Raw genomic sequence first — 19,033 nt, forward strand, 5'->3', positions numbered from 1 at the left:
GCGACCGGCTGCGGATACCCCCTCCGGGCATCCGCAGCCGGTCCGCGTATTACAGGTACTGGCCGGTATTGGCGACCGTGTCGATGGACCGCCCGGTGTCCGCGCCCTGCTTTCCGGTGACGAGTGTGCGGATGAAGACGATCCGCTCACCCTTCTTACCGGAAATCCTGGCCCAGTCGTCCGGGTTGGTGGTGTTCGGCAGGTCTTCGTTCTCCTTGAACTCGTCCACACAGGCCTGCAGGAGATGAGCGACCCGCAGCCCCTTCTGGCCGTGTTCGAGGAATGCCTTGATGGCCATTTTCTTTGCCCGGTCGACGATGTTCTGAATCATCGCGCCGGAGTTGAAGTCCTTGAAGTACAGGACTTCCTTGTCGCCGTTGGCGTAGGTGACCTCAAGGAAGCGGTTCTCCTCGGACTCCGTGTACATCCGCTCCACGACCGACTGGATCATGGCGTGGGCGGCGGCCTCCCGCGAGCCGGTGTGCTCGGACAGGTCGTCCGCGTGCAGCGGGAGCGACGGGGTCAGGTACTTCGCGAAGATGTCCTTCGCCGCCTCGGCGTCCGGACGCTCGATCTTGATCTTCACATCGAGGCGGCCGGGTCGCAGGATGGCGGGGTCGATCATGTCCTCGCGGTTGGAGGCGCCGATGACGATGACGTTCTCCAGGCCCTCCACCCCGTCGATCTCGGCGAGCAGCTGCGGGACGATGGTGTTCTCCACGTCCGAGCTGACGCCGCTGCCGCGGGTGCGGAAGAGGGATTCCATCTCGTCGAAGAAGACGATGACGGGGGTACCCTCGCTCGCCTTCTCCCGAGCACGCTGGAAGACCAGGCGGATGTGCCGCTCGGTCTCGCCGACGTACTTGTTGAGCAGCTCGGGGCCCTTGATATTGAGGAAGTAGCTCTTCCCCGCGGGCTGCCCGGTCACCTCGGCGACCTTCTTGGCGAGCGAATTGGCGACGGCCTTGGCGATCAGGGTCTTGCCGCAGCCGGGCGGACCGTAGAGCAGGATGCCCTTCGGCGGCCGCAGCTCGTGCTCCTTGAAGAGGTCGGGGTGCAGATACGGAAGCTCGACCGCGTCGCGGATCAGCTCGATCTGGTCGCCCAGGCCGCCGATCTTGTCGTAGTCGATGTCCGGGACCTCTTCGAGGACGAGCTCCTCGACCTCGCTCTTGGGAACCACCTCGTAGACGTAGCCGGACCTGGAGTCCAGGAGCAGGGCGTCGCCGGAGCGGATGGTCATGTCCAGCAGCGGCTCGGCGAGCCGCACCACCCTCTCCTCGTCGGTGTGCCCGACCACCAGGGCGCGCTCGCCGTCCTCAAGGATCTCCTTGAGGGTGACGATGTCCCCGGCCCGCTCGAACTCCATGGCCTCGACCACGTTGAGCGCTTCGTTGAGCATGACTTCCTGGCCGCGCCGCAGGTCGTCGAGCTCGACACTGGGGCTGACGTTCACCCGGAGCTTGCGGCCCCCGGTGAAGATGTCGCAGGTGCCGTCCTCATTGGCCTGCAGGAAGACGCCGAAGCCGGCCGGCGGCTGCGCGAGCCGGTCGACCTCCTCCTTGAGGGCCACGATCTGGTCACGCGCCTCACGGAGCGTGTTGGCGAGCCGCTCGTTCTGCGCGGACACGCCCGCCAGGTTCGTCTGCAACTCGACGATCCGCTCTTCGAGAATCCTCGTATGACGCGGAGAGTCGGCGAGCTTGCGTCGCAGGACGGCGATTTCCTGCTCGAGATAGGCAACCTGGCCGGCTGGGTCCTCTGACCCTCGCGCGGGCCGGATGCCGCGGTTGATGTCGTCGTCGTGGGCTGCCACGGTCCTCACCTCCTCCATGGGGAGCTGGACGCTTCCTGACCCTACCTGGGTGGGTGATGATTGAAACCCCTAGATCACAAAGACTCCGGGGTGTGTCCGATCTTCACCCTTGCGCTCTCCCTCACGTCAAGGGAATACCCACCCTTCGGCACCGGAAAGCCGCCGGTTGTATCGTCGAACCGGTCAACACCCGTCAGGGCTGGCTCCAATTGGTTCGGATACGCAGGAACGGCAGGACTCAATGACCGTGCAGCAGGACTCGCCGGGCGACAGCGGCACCCAGGATCTGGAGGTCTGGATCGACCAGGATCTCTGCACGGGCGACGGAATCTGCGTGCAGTACGCCCCCGAGGTCTTCGAGCTGGACATCGACGGCCTGGCGTACGTGAAGAGCAGTGACGACGAGCTGCTTCAGGACAAGGGCGCGACCACTCCGGTGCCGCTGCCGCTCCTCCAGGACGTCGTCGACTCGGCCAAGGAGTGCCCCGGCGACTGCATCCATGTGCGGCGCGTCAAGGACAGCGTCGAGGTGTACGGGCCGGACGCCGAGTAGCTCACACGCTGCGCGCGAGGTCCCCGGAGGTGCGGACGAACGCCTTCCCCTTCCACCGCCAGGAGGCCTGTTCCACCTGGTCGGGGCAGCAGCGGGGGACGTCGAGCGAGGAGTAGCCGAGCAGGGTCGCCGAGACGACTCCGCCCCGTACGGCGAAGTCGCCGACCGTCTTCCTGTCGGCGGGGTCCACCAGGGTCGCCACGACCCGGGGTGCGGGCCCGCTTCCCCGCGTCAGGACGTAGATGCCGCTCGGCGGCGTTCCGGAGCCCGCGTCGCAGTGCACTACGGCGACGGTTTCCGGCCGCCCGTCGCCGTCGAGGTCCCCGGGGGCCTGTCTGGCGACGGTGGTCCCGGCGCCGCCGCACTCCAGCGGGAAGTCCACGCCGGCCGGGTCCGGGGCGGGGGCTTGCTGGCCGTGCCGTGTGGTGGTCCGCTGCTCGGGGGCCGTGGCGGTGGCGGTGGCCGTACGGGGCTGGAGCAGGCCGGCCAGCGCGACGACGCCGGCCATCGCGGCGGCCGTGGCGAGCCAGTGCACGGGCTTGGCGGCGGTGTGCGCCAGGTCCGGGAGCGCGGAGGTCTGCACGCGGTATGTCTCCTGATGGTTCCTGGGAGTCCCGGGAGGAGGTGGGGAGCACCCCCGAGGGGTGGCCAGCATCGTGCCACACCTCACACTCCGGCGGAACGGCGGGGTGGGTACGGGTCTCGCCACCGGGCCGCTGTGTCGGCGGCAACGAAAAGGCGCCGCCGCTGAGTTCCCCGGTCGGTCGGGGAACTCAGCGGCGGCGCCGGTGCGTTGGACGGATCAGCCGCGGGAGGCGGCGGAGCCGCTCTGGCTGCCGGGGCCGTCGTAGTCCTCGCCGTAGGCGCCCTTGGAGGGACGGCGGCGGCGCAGGGGCGGTTCGACGCCGTCCGCGAGGCGGCGGGCGGTGACCAGGAAGCCGGTGTGGCCGATCATGCGGTGGTCGGGGCGGACGGCGAGGCCCTCCACGTGCCAGTTGCGGATCATCGATTCCCAGGGCTGCGGTTCGGCGAAGCAGCCGATCTCGCGGATGGACTCGACGGTGCGCGAGAGCTGGGTGGTGGTGGCGACGTAGGCGCAGAGGATGCCGCCGGGCACCAGGGCCTTGGAGACGGCCTCCAGGCACTCCCAGGGAGCGAGCATGTCCAGCACGACGCGGTCGACGTCGGTGTCGGAGAGATTGTCCTGGAGGTCGCCGACGGTCAGCTGCCAGGCGGGGTGCGGCGAGCCGAAGTAGCGCTCGACGTTCTGCTGGGCGATCTCGGCGAAGTCCTCGCGACGCTCGTAGGAGTGCAGCATGCCCTGCTCACCGATGGCGCGCAGCAGGAAGGTGGAGAGCGAGCCGGAGCCGACCCCTGCCTCCACGACGCGGGCGCCGGGGAAGATGTCGGCGAAGGCCAGGATCTGGCCCGCGTCCTTGGGGTAGACCACGGCGGCGCCGCGGGGCATGGACAGGACGTAGTCGGGGAGCAGGGGGCGCAGCGCGAGGTAGGCGACGTTTCCCGTGGTTCGGACAACACTGCCCTCGGGAGCACCGATCAGCTCGTCGTGCTGGAAAGAACCCTTGTGGGTGTGGAAGCTCTTTCCGGCCTCAAGCGTGAAGGTGTAGTGGCGTCCCTTGGGGTCGGTGAGCTGGACCTGGTCCCCGACCTTGAAGGGCCCACGTCGGCGGGCGGCACCGGTCGGTTCAGACATGTGACCAGCGTACCGGTGTTTCAGGGGCCGCCGACCGCCCGGTCCGGGCGGCGGCGGGAGCCCCGGCGGCTCAGGTGCCGGGGCGGGCCATGGCCTTGACGAAGGCGCGCTCCACGTCGGCGGTGGAGAGGACTCCGTAGATCTGGCCGGTCTCCTCGACCACCAGGTACTCGGTGGCGGGGGTGGCCTTGAGCCGGTCGAGGAGGGCTTCCCCGGCCAGCTCGGCGGGGACCTTCATACCCTCGGTGAGGTCCTGGGCGAGGCCGCTGACGGCGACCCAGGGGCGGCGGTGTTCGGGGACGCCGACGATGGCGGCCTCGCGGACGACGCCCTTGGGGTTGCCCTGTCCGTCGACGACGACCAGGGCGCGGGCGCCCGCCTCGTTGGCCCGGCGCAGCGCTTCGGAGAGCGGGGTGGCGGACTCGACGGGCACGGCACGCCGGGTGAGGGTGCGGGCGCGGAGGTCGGGCAGGTGCTCGCGGAGCCGGGCCATGCGCAGGCTGTTCCCGGCGCCGGTCCAGATGATCCCGGCGAGGATCGCGGCGAGCAGGGCGTCCATGACGGTCTCGATGCCGCCGATGCTGTCGGGTGCGGCGCCCAGGGTTCCGGTGTGGGTGAGCAGCGGCAGTCCGACCAGGACGGTGACGGCCAGCCCCCGGCCGACCCAGGCGGCGGCGATGGTGCCGCTCATGGGCTTGCCGGTGATCTTCCAGACGACGGCGCGGAGCATCCGGCCGCCGTCGAGGGGCAGACCGGGCAGCAGGTTGAAGGCGGCCACGATGAGGTTGGAGATCATCAGGCCCGCGAGCAGGACACCGGGGACGGTGCCGGGCTCGACGAACTGCATCGCGCCGTAGAAGACGCCGCCGAGGACGAGGGAGAGGAGCGGGCCGACGAAGGCGAGGATGAACTCGCGGCCTGGCGTCTCGGTCTCCTTCTCGATCTCCGAGACGCCGCCGAAGAACTGGAGCTGGATGCGGCGGACCGGGAGCTTGTAGCGCAGGGCGGCGACCGTGTGGGCCAGTTCGTGGACGAGCACGGAGGCGTAGAAGGCGATCGCGAAGAACAGCGCGACGAGATAGCGCGCACCGCCCAGCTCGGGCAGCACCCGGTCGAGCTGGCCGCCGAAGACCCAGGTGATCAGCGCGGCGACGACGAACCAGCTGGGGGCGACGTAGACGGGCACGCCGAAGGGGCGGCCCATGAGCAGGCCGCCGCCCGGCTCCGCGGGGCGTTTGGGCTTGCCGTTCTCGGGGGCGGCGCCGGGGTCCGTGCCCCCTGCGCCGGGCTGCGGCCGCCCGCTGTCGCCGCTCTCGTCCACGGGGTCCCTTCGGTTCGGTGAGTGGCCTTTGCCACGATCATGCAGTGTGCGAGGGTCTACCGTCGATGGTATGCCGCTGACTGTCAGTGGCGGGCCGTAGGGTCTGGAGACATGACTTCCGTGCCGCGGCCGCCTCAGCCGCCTTCGTCCCTGTCGCCGTCGCGGGCGAGCGATTTCATGCAGTGCCCCCTGCTCTACCGCTTCCGGGTCATCGACAAGCTCCCGGAGAAGCCCAGCGAGGCGGCTACCCGCGGCACTCTGGTCCATGCCGTGCTGGAGCGGCTCTTCGACGCCCCGGCGGCGGACCGTACGGCGCCGCGGGCGCGGGCGCTGATTCCCGGCCAGTGGGACCGGCTGCTGGAGACGAAGCCGGAGCTGGGCGAGCTGTTCGCCGAGGACAGTGGGGGTGAGCGGTTGACCCGCTGGCTGGGCGAGGCGGAGCGGCTGGTGGAGCGGTGGTTCTCGCTGGAGGACCCGACGCGTCTGGAGCCCGCCGAGCGGGAGATGTTCGTGGAGACGGAGCTGGAGTCGGGGCTGCGGCTGCGCGGGGTGATCGACCGGGTGGACGTCGCGCCGACCGGCGAGGTCAGGATCGTCGACTACAAGACGGGCAAGGCCCCGCGACCGGAGTATTCCGAGGGCCCGCTGTTCCAGATGACGTTCTACGCGCTGGTGATCTGGCGGCTGAAGGGCGTCGTGCCCCGCCGTCTCCAGCTGGTCTATCTGGGCAGCGGCGATGTGCTGACGTACGACCCGGTGGTGGCGGACCTGGAGCGGGTGGAGCGCAAGCTGCTGGCGCTGTGGGACGCGATCGCACTGGCGACGGAGACCGGCGACTGGCGGCCGCGCCCGACGAAGCTGTGCGGCTGGTGCGACCACCAGGCGGTCTGTCCGGAATTCGGCGGGACTCCCCCGGTCTACCCCCTGGCGGTGCGCCCGGCGGAGTCGGGTGAGGATGTGCAGGGCAGAATGGGACCGGTCCGGGCCGAGGCCGGCCGAGCCGTGGCCCTTGAGGGCCCTTAAGGAGTTCCTGTGGCGATCCGCGTCCTTCTGGTCGACGACCAGCCCCTGCTGCGCACCGGTTTCCGGATGATTCTGGAGGCCGAGGGCGATCTGGCGGTGGTGGGTGAGGCCGGTGACGGTCTGCAGGCCATCGACCAAGTGCGGGCGCTCCAGCCCGATGTGGTGCTGATGGACATCCGGATGCCGCGGATGGACGGGGTGGAGGCGACCCGTCAGATCACCGGCCCCGGGAAGGACGGCCCGGCGAAGGTGCTGGTGCTGACCACCTTCGATCTCGACGAGTACGTGGTGGAGGCGCTGCGTGCGGGGGCGAGCGGCTTCCTGCTGAAGGACGCCCCGGCGGCCGAGCTGGTGCAGGCGATCCGGGTGGTCGCGGCGGGCGAGGCGATGCTCGCCCCGAGCATCACGCGCCGGCTGCTGGACAAGTACGCGGACCATCTGCCCTCCGGTGAGGACCCGGTCCCGGACGCCCTGCACACGCTGACGGACCGTGAGGTCGAGGTGCTGAAGCTGGTGGCACGCGGGCTGTCCAACGCGGAGATCGCCGCGGACCTGTTCGTCAGCGAGACGACGGTCAAGACCCATGTCGGCCATGTGCTCACGAAGTTGAGCCTGCGCGACCGGGTGCAGGCCGCGGTGTACGCGTACGAGAGCGGGCTGGTGCGCCCCGGCGCGCAGTAGAGGTCTTCGTCGCGAGCGAGCTCCGCGGAAAGCCGTCCGGCCCGTCCCCGTCCTGTTCCAGGAAGGGGCGGGCCGGACGGCTTTTCCGGTGCGGACCGGCCTCAGGCGCCGGGCCGGTGGAGCTCCCACAGCTGGAGCTCGGAGGTGGCGCTGACGGAGTGCTCCACCCCGGCGATCCCGTCGCGGGAGGCGACGTACTGCTTGCCCTGCCAGATCGGGAGCACGGGGACGTCGGCGGCGACGATGTCCTGGAGCTTCTCGTAGGTCGCGGCGGCGGCGGTGCGGTCGGCCTCACGGCGGGACTGCGGGATGAGGACGTTCTGCGCCTCGCGCGAGCGGTAGGGCGAGTTGAGGAAGTTGTCCTTGTCCAGGAACGGCGCGGTGTAGTTGTCCGGGTCCGGGAAGTCGGGGAACCAGCCCATGCCGTAGGCCGCGTAGTCGCCGCGCTTCTGCTCCGGGCGGTACTTCGACCACTCCGTGCCCTGGACATCGATGTCGAAGAGGCCCGAGCTGTTCAGCTGCTGCTGGATCGCCTTGAACTCCTTGGCGGTGGCCGAGCCGTAGTGGTCGTTCGTGTAGTGCAGGGTGAACTTCACCGGGGTCTTGATGCCGGCGTCCCGCAGCGTCGCCTCGGCCTTGGTGGTGCTGGGCTCTCCGTACTTGTTGAAGAAGGCGTTCGTGTGCCCGGAGATGCTGGACGGGATCAGGGAGTAGAGCGGCTCGGCGGTCGTGCCGTACACCTTGCCCGCGATCTCGCCCCGGTCGATGATCTGGGCCATGGCCTGCCGGACGGCCTTGTTGACCACGGGGTCCTTGGTGTTGAAGCCCAGGTAGCTGATGGCCAGGCCGGGCATCTCGGTGAGCTCGATGCCTTCCTTGGGGCTGACCAGCATGTCGCGGGCCTGCTCGGGCGACATGGCCCGGGTCATCATGTGGATCTTCTTCTCGTCGAGCGCCTTGCCCATGGCTTCGGCGTCGACGAAGAGGTCCATCTCGACCTTGTCATTGAGCACCTTCAACTCACCCTTGTACGAAGGGTTCTTGGAGAAGGTGATCTTCACGACCCGGCCGTCCTCGACCTGCGGCTTCATGGTGTACGGGCCGGAGCCGTTGACCTGGAAGCCCTCGCGCGGGGACTTCGCCGGGTACTGCGCCTTCGGGACGATGCCGGCGGCGGGCGTGGCGAGCTTGTACGGGAACGTCGCGTCCGGGGTCTTCAGGTGGAAGACCACCTGGTCGTCGCCCTTGGTCTCGATCGTGTCGATGTTGGAGAGCAGACCGACCGGACCGCTGTCCGAGTCGATGTCGATGACGCGCTGGATGGAGTGCTTCACGTCCTCGGCGGTGACAGGTGTCCCGTCGGCGAAGGTGAGGCCCTCGCGCAGGGTGCAGCGGTAGCTCTCGTTCTCGGTGTCCGTGAAGGTGCAGCTGCGGGCCGCTTCGGGCGCCGGTTCGCCGCCTCCGTTGGGCACGGCGGTCAGCGTCTGCACCGTCTGGCGCAGGACGTTCCAGACGCCTGCTTCATAGCCGATGGCCGGGTCGAGGGGCGCGGGGTTCTCCGCGGAGGCCACGAGCTGGTCCGTGGTGCCGACGACGATGGCTCCCGTGCCACCGGCGCCGCTGTCCGTGCTGCCGCAGGCGGCGAGCACGGGGGCGAGCAGGCCGACGACGGCCGGCAGCACCAGGGTCTTGCGGTTCATCTGGACGTTCTCCCTCATCCCGGCAGGTGAGGAATCAAAGTTAGTAGCCGCCGACGGCCTCTCCCGACCGCCCGGATCGCAGCTCGCTCTCCCCCGGCGGCCGGAAGGGGCGACACATGATCACCATTCCGGACATCTCATATGATCCCGGAGGCCAACTGGTGGCTCCCGGGTGAGGAAGCTCACCCTCCCTACCTCTTCACATATGTGCACAGTGGCTGATTCACGTCCACGGAAAGTTGCCGGAATGCGCACGGCGGGAGGGAGGAGTACGCCGCTCGTACATCGGTCGGGCTCTCTGCCCGGGTCAGCCCATTCCGGTGATGAGCTTCCGCAGGAAGGCCAGGTCGACCTCTTCGAGCGAGCTGACGACCACACGTCCGGCGGCGGGGGCGATCGGAGCCACCGACGGCACGGCGACGACCCGGCACCCGGCGGCCTCGGCGGCGGCCACCCCGGTCGCGGTGTCCTCGATGACGGCACAGCGCCAGGGGTCGGCGCCGAAGCCCGCGGCGGCGGTGAGATAGGGCTCGGGGTGGGGCTTGGTCCGGGCGACCTCGTCCCCGGCGACCGTGAGCGCGAAGTGGTGGTGGCCCACCGAGTCCAGGACCCGGTCGATGATCCGGCGGTGGGAGGCCGAGACGAGCGCGGTGGGCACCTCGTGCACGGCCAGGTCGGCGAGTAGCCGCTCGGCGCCCGGCATCAGGGGCACCCCGCGCGCGATACGCTTCTCGAAGCCGTCGTTGAGCAGCCCGGTCAACTCGTCGAGCCGGATGTCGGCGCCGGTGACGTCGATGAGGTATCCCGCGCTGCGGGTCATCGGACCGCCGACGACGACGTCCCGCCAGGCCTCGTCCAGCCGGTGTCCGAGGTCGGCGAAGACCTCCTTCTCGACGTCCCACCAGAAGCCCTCGGTATCGACCAGGGTTCCGTCCATGTCGAGAAGGACCGCCTGCAAAGCGGCGCCTTCGGCCGTGCGGGTCAAGGACGCGGGGACCGTACTGGTCATCCGGCACACCTTCCGTAAGGGACGAGAAGGCCGGCCGCCATTCCCAGAAGTGGGAGGGCGACCGGCCTGCACTGGACCGACCAGTGTACGACGTGTCCGGCTACGGCGCGCGAAGGGCGCGGCAACGGGCGGTGAGCACCGCTCTACCGGGCGTTGAAGTACTTCGCCTCGGGGTGGTGGATGACGATGGCGTCGGTGGACTGTTCCGGGTGGAGCTGGAACTCCTCGGAGAGGTGGACGCCGATGCGCTCCGGCTGGAGCAGGTCCGCGATCTTGGCCCGGTCCTCCAGGTCGGGGCACGCTCCGTAACCGAGGGAGAACCGCGCACCCCGGTACTTCAGCGCGAACATGTCCTCGACGTCCGCCGGGTCCTCCCCGCCGAAACCGAGCTCGCCGCGGACCCGGGCGTGCCAGTACTCGGCCAGGGCTTCGGCGAGCTGGACGGACAGGCCGTGGAGTTCGAGGTAGTCGCGGTAGGAGTTGGCGGCGAAGAGTTCGGCGGTGGCTTCCCCGATCTTCGAGCCGACGGTGACGACCTGGAGGCCGATGACGTCCCGCTCCCCGGACTCCTCCGGCCGGAAGAAGTCCGCGAGGCAGAGCCGGCGGCCGCGGCGCTGGCGGGGGAAGGTGAAGCGGGTGCGCTCCGAGCCGTCCTCGTGCAGCAGGATCAGGTCGTCACCCTTGGAAACGCACGGGAAGTAGCCGTAGACGACGGCCGCCTCCAGCATGTTCTCGGTGTGGAGCTTGTCGAGCCAGCCGCGCAGATGCGGGCGGCCCTCGGTCTCCACCAGCTCCTCGTACGTCGGTCCGTCGCCGGTACGGGCCTGCTTCAGGCCCCACTGGCCCTTGAACAGGGCGCCCTCGTCGAGCCAGGAGGCGTACTCCTTGAGCTGGATGCCCTTGACGACCCTGGTCCCCCAGAACGGGGGCTCGGGCACCGGGTTGGTGACGGAGACGTCCGAGCGGACACCCTCCTCCTGCTCCTCGACCTCGATCACCGGGACATCCCGCTTCGGCACCCGGCGCTGCTTGAGTTCGGGGAGGGTGGCGCCGGGGACTCCGCGCTTGACGGCGATCAGCGCGTCCATCAGGCGCAGGCCCTCGAAGGCGTCACGGGCGTAACGGACTTCGCCCTCGTAGATCTCGTGGAGGTCCTGCTCGACGTAGGCCCGGGTGAGGGCGGCGCCGCCGAGGATGACGGGGTAGTCGGCGGCCATGTTGCGCTGGTTGAGCTCCTGAAGGTTCTCCTTCATGATCACCGTCGACTTCACCAGCAGACCCGACATCCCGATCACATCGGCCCGGTGCTCCTCGGCCGCCTCCAGGATCGCCGATACCGGCTGCTTGATCCCGAGGTTCACGACGTTGTAGCCGTTGTTGGACAGGATGATGTCGACGAGGTTCTTCCCGATGTCGTGCACATCGCCCCGGACGGTGGCCAGCACGATCGTGCCCTTGCCGTCGTCATCGGTCTTCTCCATGTGCGGCTCCAGATACGCCACGGCGCTCTTCATCACCTCCGCCGACTGGAGGACGAAGGGCAGCTGCATCTGGCCGGAGCCGAACAGCTCCCCGACCACCTTCATGCCCTCCAGGAGGGTGTTGTTGACGATGTCGAGAGCCGGGGTGTCCGCAAGGGCTTCGTCGAGGTCGGCCTCCAGACCGTTCTTCTCCCCATCGATGATCCGCCGCTGAAGCCGCTCGTCCAGCGGGAGGGCGAGGAGCTCCTCGGCCTTGCCCGCCTTCATCGACTTCATGTTGACGCCCTCGAACAGCTCCATCAGCTTCTGGAGGGGGTCATAGCCCTCGGCACGGCGGTCGTAGATCAGGTCGAGGGCCACCTTGACCTGCTCCTCCTCCAGCCGGGCGATCGGCAGGATCTTCGAGGCGTGCACGATCGCGGAGTCCAGGCCCGCCTTCACGCACTCGTCGAGGAAGACGGAGTTCAGCACCACCCGGGCGGCCGGGTTCAGGCCGAAGGAGATGTTGGAGAGGCCCAGCGTGGTCTGGACGTCGGGGTGGCGCTTCTTGAGTTCGCGGATCGCCCCGATCGTCGCGATGCCGTCGCCCCGCGACTCCTCCTGACCCGTGCAGATCGTGAACGTCAGCGTGTCGATGAGGATGTCCGACTCGTGAATGCCCCAGTTCGTGGTGAGGTCGGCGATCAGCCGCTCGGCGATGGCGACCTTGTGCTCGACGGTGCGGGCCTGGCCCTCCTCGTCGATCGTCAACGCGATCAAAGCGGCGCCGTGCTCCGAGGCCAATGCGCTGACCTGCGCGAACCTCGACTCAGGGCCGTCGCCATCCTCGTAGTTCACCGAGTTCAGCACCGCACGCCCGCCCAGCTTCTCCAGGCCGGCGCGCAGCACGTCCAGCTCGGTGGAGTCCAGCACGATGGGCAGGGTGGAGGCGGTGGCGAAACGGCCCGCCAGCTCCGCCATGTCGGCGACGCCGTCACGGCCGACGTAGTCGACGCACAGGTCGAGCATGTGCGCGCCCTCACGGATCTGGTCCCGCGCCATCTCCACGCAGTCGTCCCAGCGCGCCTCCAGCATCGCCTCGCGGAACTTCTTGGAGCCGTTGGCGTTCGTCCGCTCACCGATGGCGAGGTACGACGTGTCCTGCCGGAAGGGCACGGTCTGGTACAGCGAGGCGGCACCCGGCTCCGGGCGCGGCCGGCGGACCGCGGGCGTCAGGTCCCGGACCCGCTCCACGACCTGGCGCAGGTGCTCCGGCGTCGTACCGCAGCAGCCACCGACCAGCGAGAGTCCGTACTCGTGGACGAAGGTCTCCTGGGCGTCCGCCAGCTCGGCCGGACCCAGCGGATAGTGCGCACCGTTCTTCCCGAGGACCGGCAGACCGGCGTTCGGCATGCAGGAGAGCGGGATACGGGAGTGCCGGGCCAGGTAGCGCAGGTGCTCGCTCATCTCGGCCGGACCGGTCGCGCAGTTCAGGCCGATCATGTCGATGCCCAGCGGCTCCAGGGCCGTCAGCGCCGCACCGATCTCCGAGCCGAGGAGCATCGTCCCCGTCGTCTCGACCGTGACCGAGCAGATCAGCGGGAGAGTGAGGCCGGTGGCCTCCATGGCGCGCCGGGCTCCGATGACCGAGGCCTTGGTCTGGAGCAGGTCCTGGGTCGTCTCCACCAGGATGGCGTCGGCGCCGCCCGCGATCATGCCCTCGGCGTTCTGCTGGTAGGCGTCACGGAGGGTGATGTAGGGGGCGTGGCCCAGGGTGGGGAGCTTCGTGCCCGGACCCATCGAGCCCAGCACCCAGCGCTGCTGTCCGGTCGAGGCCGTGAACTCGTCCGCCACCTCACGCGCGATCCGCGCACCCGCCTCGGCCAGCTCGTACACCCGCTCCGGGATGTCGTACTCCGCGAGCGCCGCGTAGTTCGTCCCGAAGGTGTTCGTCTCCACGCAGTCCACACCGACCGCGAAGTACTCCTCGTGGACCGAACGCACGATGTCCGGACGCGTGATGTTCAGGATCTCGTTGCAGCCTTCGAGGTTCTCGAAGTCCTCAAGTGTGGGGTCCTGGGCCTGGAGCATGGTTCCCATCGCCCCGTCGGCCACCACCACGCGGGTGGCGAGTGCCTCTCGGAGGGCGTCTGCTCGGGTCCGGCTGTCGGCGGCGGATGTCGGCAACGAGGCCATGGATGATCTCCCAGGGATGCGACGGCTGTCGGCTTTGCGTCCTTCTTGGGGAAGGCGCACGACGCCAGCCTAGCCGGATGGCACCCCGGGCGGTCAGGGCGTCCATGGGGCGGACTGCATGCTGTGCGGGGTGCTGCACGTGTGGCCCAGTGGCGGAGACTTTCCCCCGGAGTCAGGCATAGGTCGGCATCGACCGATAGTGTTCAGCATTGTCGAACCGAGGTGGAGGAGTACGGCGCGATGGCCAAGAACATCCAGTCGCTGGAGCGGGCGGCCGCGATGCTGCGTCTGCTGGCGGGCGGCGAGCGCCGGCTCGGGCTCTCCGACATCGCCTCGTCGCTGGGGCTGGCCAAGGGCACCGCGCACGGCATTCTGCGCACCCTCCAGCTGGAGGGGTTCGTCGAGCAGGACGCGGCGTCGGGGCGCTATCAGCTCGGCGCGGAGCTGCTGCGACTGGGCAACAGCTATCTGGACGTCCACGAGCTGCGGGCGCGTGCCCTGGTCTGGACGGACGACCTGGCCCGCTCCAGCGGCGAGAGCGTCCACCTCGGGGTGTTGCACCAGCACGGCGTCCTGATCATCCACCACGTCTTCCGGCCCGACGACAGCCGCCAGGTACTGGAGGTGGGGGCGATGCAGCCGCTGCACTCCACGGCGCTGGGCAAGGTGCTGTCCGCCTACGACCCGGTGGCCCACAGCGAGGTCATGGAGGCGGAGCGGCGCTCCTTCACCGGGCGCACCGTCACCACCGCCGACGAGTTCGAGGCGATGCTCGACCTGATCCGGGCCCAGGGCTGGGCCGCCGACGCGGAGGAGACCTGGGAGGGCGTGGCCGCCGTCGCCGCCCCCGTGCACGACCGGCGCAGGATGCCGGTGGGCGCGGTCGCCGTGACGGGTGCGGTGGAGCGGGTGGCCCCGGACGGGACGCTGCGGCCCGAGCTGATCGCGGCCGTACGGGACTGCGCCCGCGCGGTCTCCCGGGACCTGGGCGCCGGGCGCTTCTGAGGGCCCTCGCCCGCCACGTACGCCCCGCACACCACCCACCGCCCACCGCACCCCGCGCACCGGGCCCACTGCGCCGCGCACACCGACGCGCCCCACGCGCGCGAAGGGCCGGATAACGATCGCGTCGCGCACCGAGTCCTCCGCCACAGAACCCTTGACGCTTCCTTCACTCGGGGGAAACACTGCCGTTCAACGGTCGGCATTGTCGAACGCCTAACGGCAATACGCGTTAGGGTGTGACAGTGCCAAGGGCCGGTCAAGCCCTTACAGGTGGGCTGCCCACGCTTTGTGGATACCCATCTGGGGCGCGGACCACCGGAGGGACCCGGTGTTCCGCTCTCCCCTGGACGAAGGACAAAGGAGTCGCGGGTGTCCAGCTCCGACATTTTCATCGGCGAGACCTTCGGTACCGCCATACTCATCCTGCTCGGTGCCGGCGTTGTGGCCGCCGTCACACTGAAGCACTCGAAGGCCCGCAACGCGGGCTGGCTGGCCATCACCTTCGGGTGGGGTTTCGCCGTACTCACCGGCGCCTATCTCGCCGGCGGCGTCTCGGGCGCCCACCTCAACCCGGCGGTCACCCTCGGCCTCGCGGTCAAGGGCGGCACCGAGTGGGGCGACGTGCCGCTCTACCTCGGCTCCCAGCTGCTCGGCGCGATGATCGGCGCCGTACTGGTCTACGCGGTGTACTACGGGCAGTTCCACGCCCACCTCACCGACCCGGAGATCATCGGCACCAAGGGCACGGAAGAGGGCATGGTCGACCAGACCGCCGCCCCCAAGGCAGGACCGGTGCTCGGGATCTTCTCCACCGGCCCCGAGATCCGCAACAGTGTGCAGAACGTCGTCACCGAGGTCATCGCCACCGTCGTGCTGGTCCTGGCCATCCTCACCCAGGGCCTCAACAACGAGGGCAACGGTCTGGGCGCGCTCGGAGCCCTGATCACCGCCCTGGTGGTCGTCGGCATCGGCCTCTCCCTCGGCGGGCCCACCGGCTACGCCATCAACCCGGTCCGCGACCTCGGACCGCGCATCGTGCACGCGGTGCTGCCGCTGCCGAACAAGGGTGGTTCGGACTGGGGCTACGCGTGGGTACCCATCGTGGGTCCGCTCATCGGCGGCGCGCTCGCCGGCGGGCTCTACAACCTCGCCTTCGCCTGACCCGAGACCGGGACGCGGACCCGAGGCCGGGTATCAGCGCCGTAACCCCTATCACTTCACAGACTTCCGGGAGCACACCGTGACCGAAGCACACACGACCGGCACCCACGGCACCGGGCCGTTCATCGCGGCCATCGACCAGGGCACCACCTCCAGCCGCTGCATCGTCTTCGACAAGGACGGCCGGATCGTCTCCGTCGACCAGAAGGAGCACGAGCAGATCTTCCCGAAGCCGGGCTGGGTCGAGCACGACGCGACCGAGATCTGGGAGAACGTCCAGGAGGTCGTCGCCGGGGCCATCGTCAAGGCCGGCATCACCTCCGCCGACGTCAAGGCGATCGGCATCACCAACCAGCGCGAGACCACGCTGATGTGGGACAAGAACACCGGTGAGCCGGTCCACAACGCACTGGTCTGGCAGGACACCCGCACCGACGCGCTCTGCAGGGAGCTCGGCCGCAATGTCGGCCAGGACCGCTTCCGCCGCGAGACCGGGCTGCCGCTCGCCTCGTACTTCGCCGGGCCCAAGGTCCGCTGGCTGCTCGACAACGTCGAAGGGCTGCGGGAGCGCGCCGAGGCGGGCGACATCCTCTTCGGCACCATGGACTCCTGGGTCATCTGGAACCTGACCGGCGGCCCCGACGGCGGCGTCCATGTCACCGACGTCACCAACGCCTCGCGCACCCTCCTGATGAACCTGCACACCATGGCGTGGGACGAGAAGATCCTCCACTCCATCGGCATCCCCGCCGCCGTGCTCCCCGAGATCCGCTCCTCCGCCGAGGTCTACGGCAACGCCAAGGGCGGCATCCTGGACGGCGTGCCGGTCGCCTCCGCACTGGGCGACCAGCAGGCGGCCCTGTTCGGCCAGACCTGTTTCGCCGAGGGCGAGGCCAAGTCCACGTACGGCACCGGCACCTTCATGCTGATGAACACCGGCTCCACCCCGGTGAACTCCTACAACGGGCTGCTGACCACCGTGGGCTACCGGATCGGCGACCAGCCCCCGGTGTACGCGCTGGAGGGCTCCATCGCGGTCACCGGTTCGCTGGTGCAGTGGATGCGCGACCAGATGGGCCTGATCAAGTCGGCCGCCGAGATCGAGACGCTGGCCTCCTCGGTCGAGGACAACGGCGGCGCCTACTTCGTGCCCGCCTTCTCCGGTCTGTTCGCCCCCTACTGGCGGCCCGACGCCCGTGGCGTCATCGCCGGTCTCACCCGCTACGTCACCAAGGCGCACATCGCCCGTGCCGTCCTGGAGGCCACCGCCTGGCAGACCCGCGAGATCAGCGACGCCATGACGAAGGACTCCGGCGTCGAGCTGGCCGCGCTCAAGGTCGACGGCGGCATGACGTCCAACAACCTGCTGATGCAGACGCTCTCCGACTTCCTGGACGCACCCGTGGTGCGGCCCATGGTCGCCGAGACCACCTGCCTCGGCGCGGCCTACGCCGCCGGTCTCGCCGTCGGTTTCTGGCCGGACACCGACGCGCTGCGCGCCAACTGGCGCCGGGCCGCCGAGTGGACCCCCCGCATGGACGCGGACACCCGTGCCCGCGAGTACAAGAACTGGCTCAAGGCCGTCGAACGGACCATGGGCTGGATCGAGGACGAAGAAAGCTGACGAGGAGCATTCACCATGACCACCCTGCAGAGCGTTCCCGCCCTCGGAACGCACCCGGCCTCCGGCTCCCTGCCGAGCCGCGCCGAGACCCGGGACCAGCTGTCCCGGGCCACGTACGACCTCCTGGTCATCGGCGGCGGCATCCTGGGTATCTCGACCGCCTGGCATGCCGCGCAGTCCGGGCTGCGGGTGGCTCTGGTGGACGCCGGTGACTTCGCCGGCGCCACCTCCTCCGCCTCCTCCAAGCTGCTCCACGGCGGACTGCGCTACCTCCAGACCGGCGCGGTGAAGCTGGTCGCCGAGAACCACTTCGAGCGGCGCGCGGTCTCCCGCGAGGTGGCCCCGCACCTGGCCAACCCGCTCACCTTCTACCTCCCCGTCTACAAGGGCGGCCCGCACGGTGCGGCCAAGCTCGGCGCGGGCGTCTTCGCCTACTCCGCGCTCTCCGCGTTCGGCGACGGCGTCGGCCACGTCATCTCCCCGGCCAAGGCCCAGCGTGACGTGCCCGAGCTGCGTACGGACGACCTCAAGGCCGTCGCGGTCTACCGGGACGACCAGATGAACGACGCCCGCATGGCGCTGATGACGGTCCGCGCGGCCGTCGACGCGGGAGCGGTCGTCCTCAACCACGCGGCTGTCACCGGGCTGCGCTTCACCCGGGGCCGGGTCACCGGCGCCGAGCTGAAGGACAGCACGGACGGCACCGAGTTCGGCGTCGACGCCCGGCTCGTGCTCAACGCGACCGGCCCCTGGGTCGACCACCTCCGCAAGATGGAGGACCCGAACGCGGCCCCCTCCATACGTCTGTCCAAGGGCGCCCACCTAGTCCTCAAGCGGACCCGGCCGTGGCGGGCGGCGCTGGCCACCCCGATCGACAAGTACCGCATCACCTTCGCGCTGCCGTGGGAGGACATGCTGCTCCTCGGCACGACGGACGAGGAGTACGAGGGCGATCCGGCGGATGTCGCGGTGACCGAGGCCGACACCGCGCAGATCCTCGACGAGGCGGCGTTCTCGATCAAGGACCAGCAGCTGTCGCGCGATCTGATCACATACTCCTTCGCGGGTCTGCGGGTGCTGCCGGGCGGGCCCGGCGACACCTCCAAGGCCAAGCGCGAGACGGTCGTGACCGAGGGCCGCGGCGGGATGCTGTCGGTCGCGGGCGGCAAGTGGACGACGTTCCGCCACATCGGCCGTACGGTGATGAACAAGCTGGCCGCCCTCCCTGGGCACCCGCTGGCCGAGGACATGGAGCCGATGAACCGGCTGCCGAGGAAGCTGCCGCTGCCCGGGATCGCCAACCCGAACGCGGTCGCGCACCGGCTGCTGATCGACGGCCCCGCCCCCGGCCCCCGGATGGCGCCGGACACCGCCCGGCACCTGGCCACGCACTACGGCTCGCTCGCCTTCGACATCGCGCGCCTGGCGAACGAGAACCCGGCCCTGGCCGAGCGCGTCCACCCCGACGCCCCGGAGATCTGGGCCCAGGTCGCCTACGCCCGCGACCACGAGTGGGCCGAGACGGCGGACGACGTGCTGCGCCGCCGGACCACGCTGACGATCCGCGGTCTGGCCACGGACGACGTCCGCGACGGTGTCGAGAAGCTGCTGGCGGACCGGGACTGACCCACCCCCCACGGGTACGAGGACGGGGGCGGCTTCCGAGCGGGAGCCGCCCCCGTCGGCGTGACCACGGGCCCCGGCACGCACAGCACTCCCAAGATCCTCGGCCGGCACGAGGACTGCCGCCACGGCTCTTGGGCGGTCACC

Annotated in this window: 14 protein-coding genes; 7 read left to right on the top strand and 7 right to left on the bottom strand. The window is 69.6% G+C overall.

Features of this window, described 5'->3' with window-relative positions; translation table 11 throughout:
- Positions 1–49: 49 nt before the first annotated feature.
- Positions 50–1,816, bottom strand: a complete 1,767-nt coding sequence (gene arc, locus RI138_RS04645) for a proteasome ATPase (RefSeq protein WP_096629994.1) — start codon at positions 1,814–1,816, stop codon at positions 50–52.
- A 241-nt stretch (positions 1,817–2,057) separates the two neighbouring features.
- Here arc and RI138_RS04650 point away from each other — a divergent pair, with 241 nt between their 5' ends.
- Positions 2,058–2,369, top strand: coding sequence for a ferredoxin (locus RI138_RS04650; protein ID WP_311118874.1), 312 nt, complete (start codon positions 2,058–2,060; stop codon positions 2,367–2,369).
- 1 nt (position 2,370) lies between these two features.
- On the opposite strand, the gene RI138_RS04655 is transcribed toward RI138_RS04650, so the two are convergent.
- The 3 genes from RI138_RS04655 to RI138_RS04665 all read right to left on the bottom strand — a co-directional run bounded on the left by RI138_RS04655 (position 2,371) and on the right by RI138_RS04665 (position 5,404).
- On the bottom strand, positions 2,371–2,952 hold the full coding sequence (locus RI138_RS04655; RefSeq protein WP_311118875.1) for a hypothetical protein: 582 nt from the start codon (positions 2,950–2,952) through the stop codon (positions 2,371–2,373).
- Positions 2,953–3,171: 219 nt separating this feature from the next.
- Complete coding sequence (locus tag RI138_RS04660; RefSeq protein ID WP_096629998.1) at positions 3,172–4,083, bottom strand: tRNA (adenine-N1)-methyltransferase; 912 nt, start codon at positions 4,081–4,083, stop codon at positions 3,172–3,174.
- Between the two features lie 70 nt (positions 4,084–4,153).
- Positions 4,154–5,404 (bottom strand): site-2 protease family protein, encoded by a 1,251-nt coding sequence (locus RI138_RS04665; protein ID WP_311118876.1) that lies wholly within the window; start codon positions 5,402–5,404, stop codon positions 4,154–4,156.
- A 177-nt stretch (positions 5,405–5,581) separates the two neighbouring features.
- Here RI138_RS04665 and RI138_RS04670 point away from each other — a divergent pair, with 177 nt between their 5' ends.
- Both RI138_RS04670 and RI138_RS04675 read left to right on the top strand, forming a co-directional pair.
- Positions 5,582–6,427, top strand: coding sequence for a RecB family exonuclease (locus tag RI138_RS04670; protein ID WP_311122801.1), 846 nt, complete (start codon positions 5,582–5,584; stop codon positions 6,425–6,427).
- Between the two features lie 9 nt (positions 6,428–6,436).
- The gene (locus RI138_RS04675; protein ID WP_096630003.1) at positions 6,437–7,108 is read left to right on the top strand and encodes a response regulator; all 672 of its coding nucleotides are present in this window, start codon (positions 6,437–6,439) and stop codon (positions 7,106–7,108) included.
- 101 nt (positions 7,109–7,209) lie between these two features.
- Here RI138_RS04675 and RI138_RS04680 read toward each other — a convergent pair whose 3' ends face one another.
- From RI138_RS04680 to metH, 3 genes are all read right to left on the bottom strand, one after another.
- Entirely contained in the window at positions 7,210–8,808 is a 1,599-nt protein-coding gene (locus RI138_RS04680; protein WP_311118877.1) for an ABC transporter substrate-binding protein, read from the bottom strand.
- A gap of 307 nt (positions 8,809–9,115) precedes the next feature.
- Positions 9,116–9,817 (bottom strand): HAD family hydrolase, encoded by a 702-nt coding sequence (locus RI138_RS04685; RefSeq protein ID WP_311118878.1) that lies wholly within the window; start codon positions 9,815–9,817, stop codon positions 9,116–9,118.
- Positions 9,818–9,960: 143 nt separating this feature from the next.
- Entirely contained in the window at positions 9,961–13,473 is a 3,513-nt protein-coding gene (gene metH / locus RI138_RS04690; RefSeq protein WP_311118879.1) for a methionine synthase, read from the bottom strand.
- A gap of 240 nt (positions 13,474–13,713) precedes the next feature.
- Between metH and RI138_RS04695 the strand changes: the two genes are divergently transcribed.
- The 4 genes from RI138_RS04695 to RI138_RS04710 all read left to right on the top strand — a co-directional run bounded on the left by RI138_RS04695 (position 13,714) and on the right by RI138_RS04710 (position 18,889).
- Positions 13,714–14,478, top strand: coding sequence for an IclR family transcriptional regulator (locus RI138_RS04695; protein ID WP_096630009.1), 765 nt, complete (start codon positions 13,714–13,716; stop codon positions 14,476–14,478).
- Positions 14,479–14,847: 369 nt separating this feature from the next.
- Positions 14,848–15,639, top strand: a complete 792-nt coding sequence (locus RI138_RS04700) for an MIP/aquaporin family protein (protein WP_311118880.1) — start codon at positions 14,848–14,850, stop codon at positions 15,637–15,639.
- 79 nt (positions 15,640–15,718) lie between these two features.
- Positions 15,719–17,263, top strand: coding sequence for a glycerol kinase GlpK (gene glpK, locus RI138_RS04705; protein ID WP_311118881.1), 1,545 nt, complete (start codon positions 15,719–15,721; stop codon positions 17,261–17,263).
- 15 nt (positions 17,264–17,278) lie between these two features.
- A complete protein-coding gene (locus RI138_RS04710) occupies positions 17,279–18,889 on the top strand; it encodes a glycerol-3-phosphate dehydrogenase/oxidase (RefSeq protein WP_096630014.1) in 1,611 nt (536 codons plus the stop codon).
- The last annotated feature ends 144 nt before the right edge of the window (positions 18,890–19,033 follow it).

The sequence above is a fragment of the Streptomyces durocortorensis genome (assembly GCF_031760065.1).
In the GTDB taxonomy this organism is placed as follows: domain Bacteria; phylum Actinomycetota; class Actinomycetes; order Streptomycetales; family Streptomycetaceae; genus Streptomyces.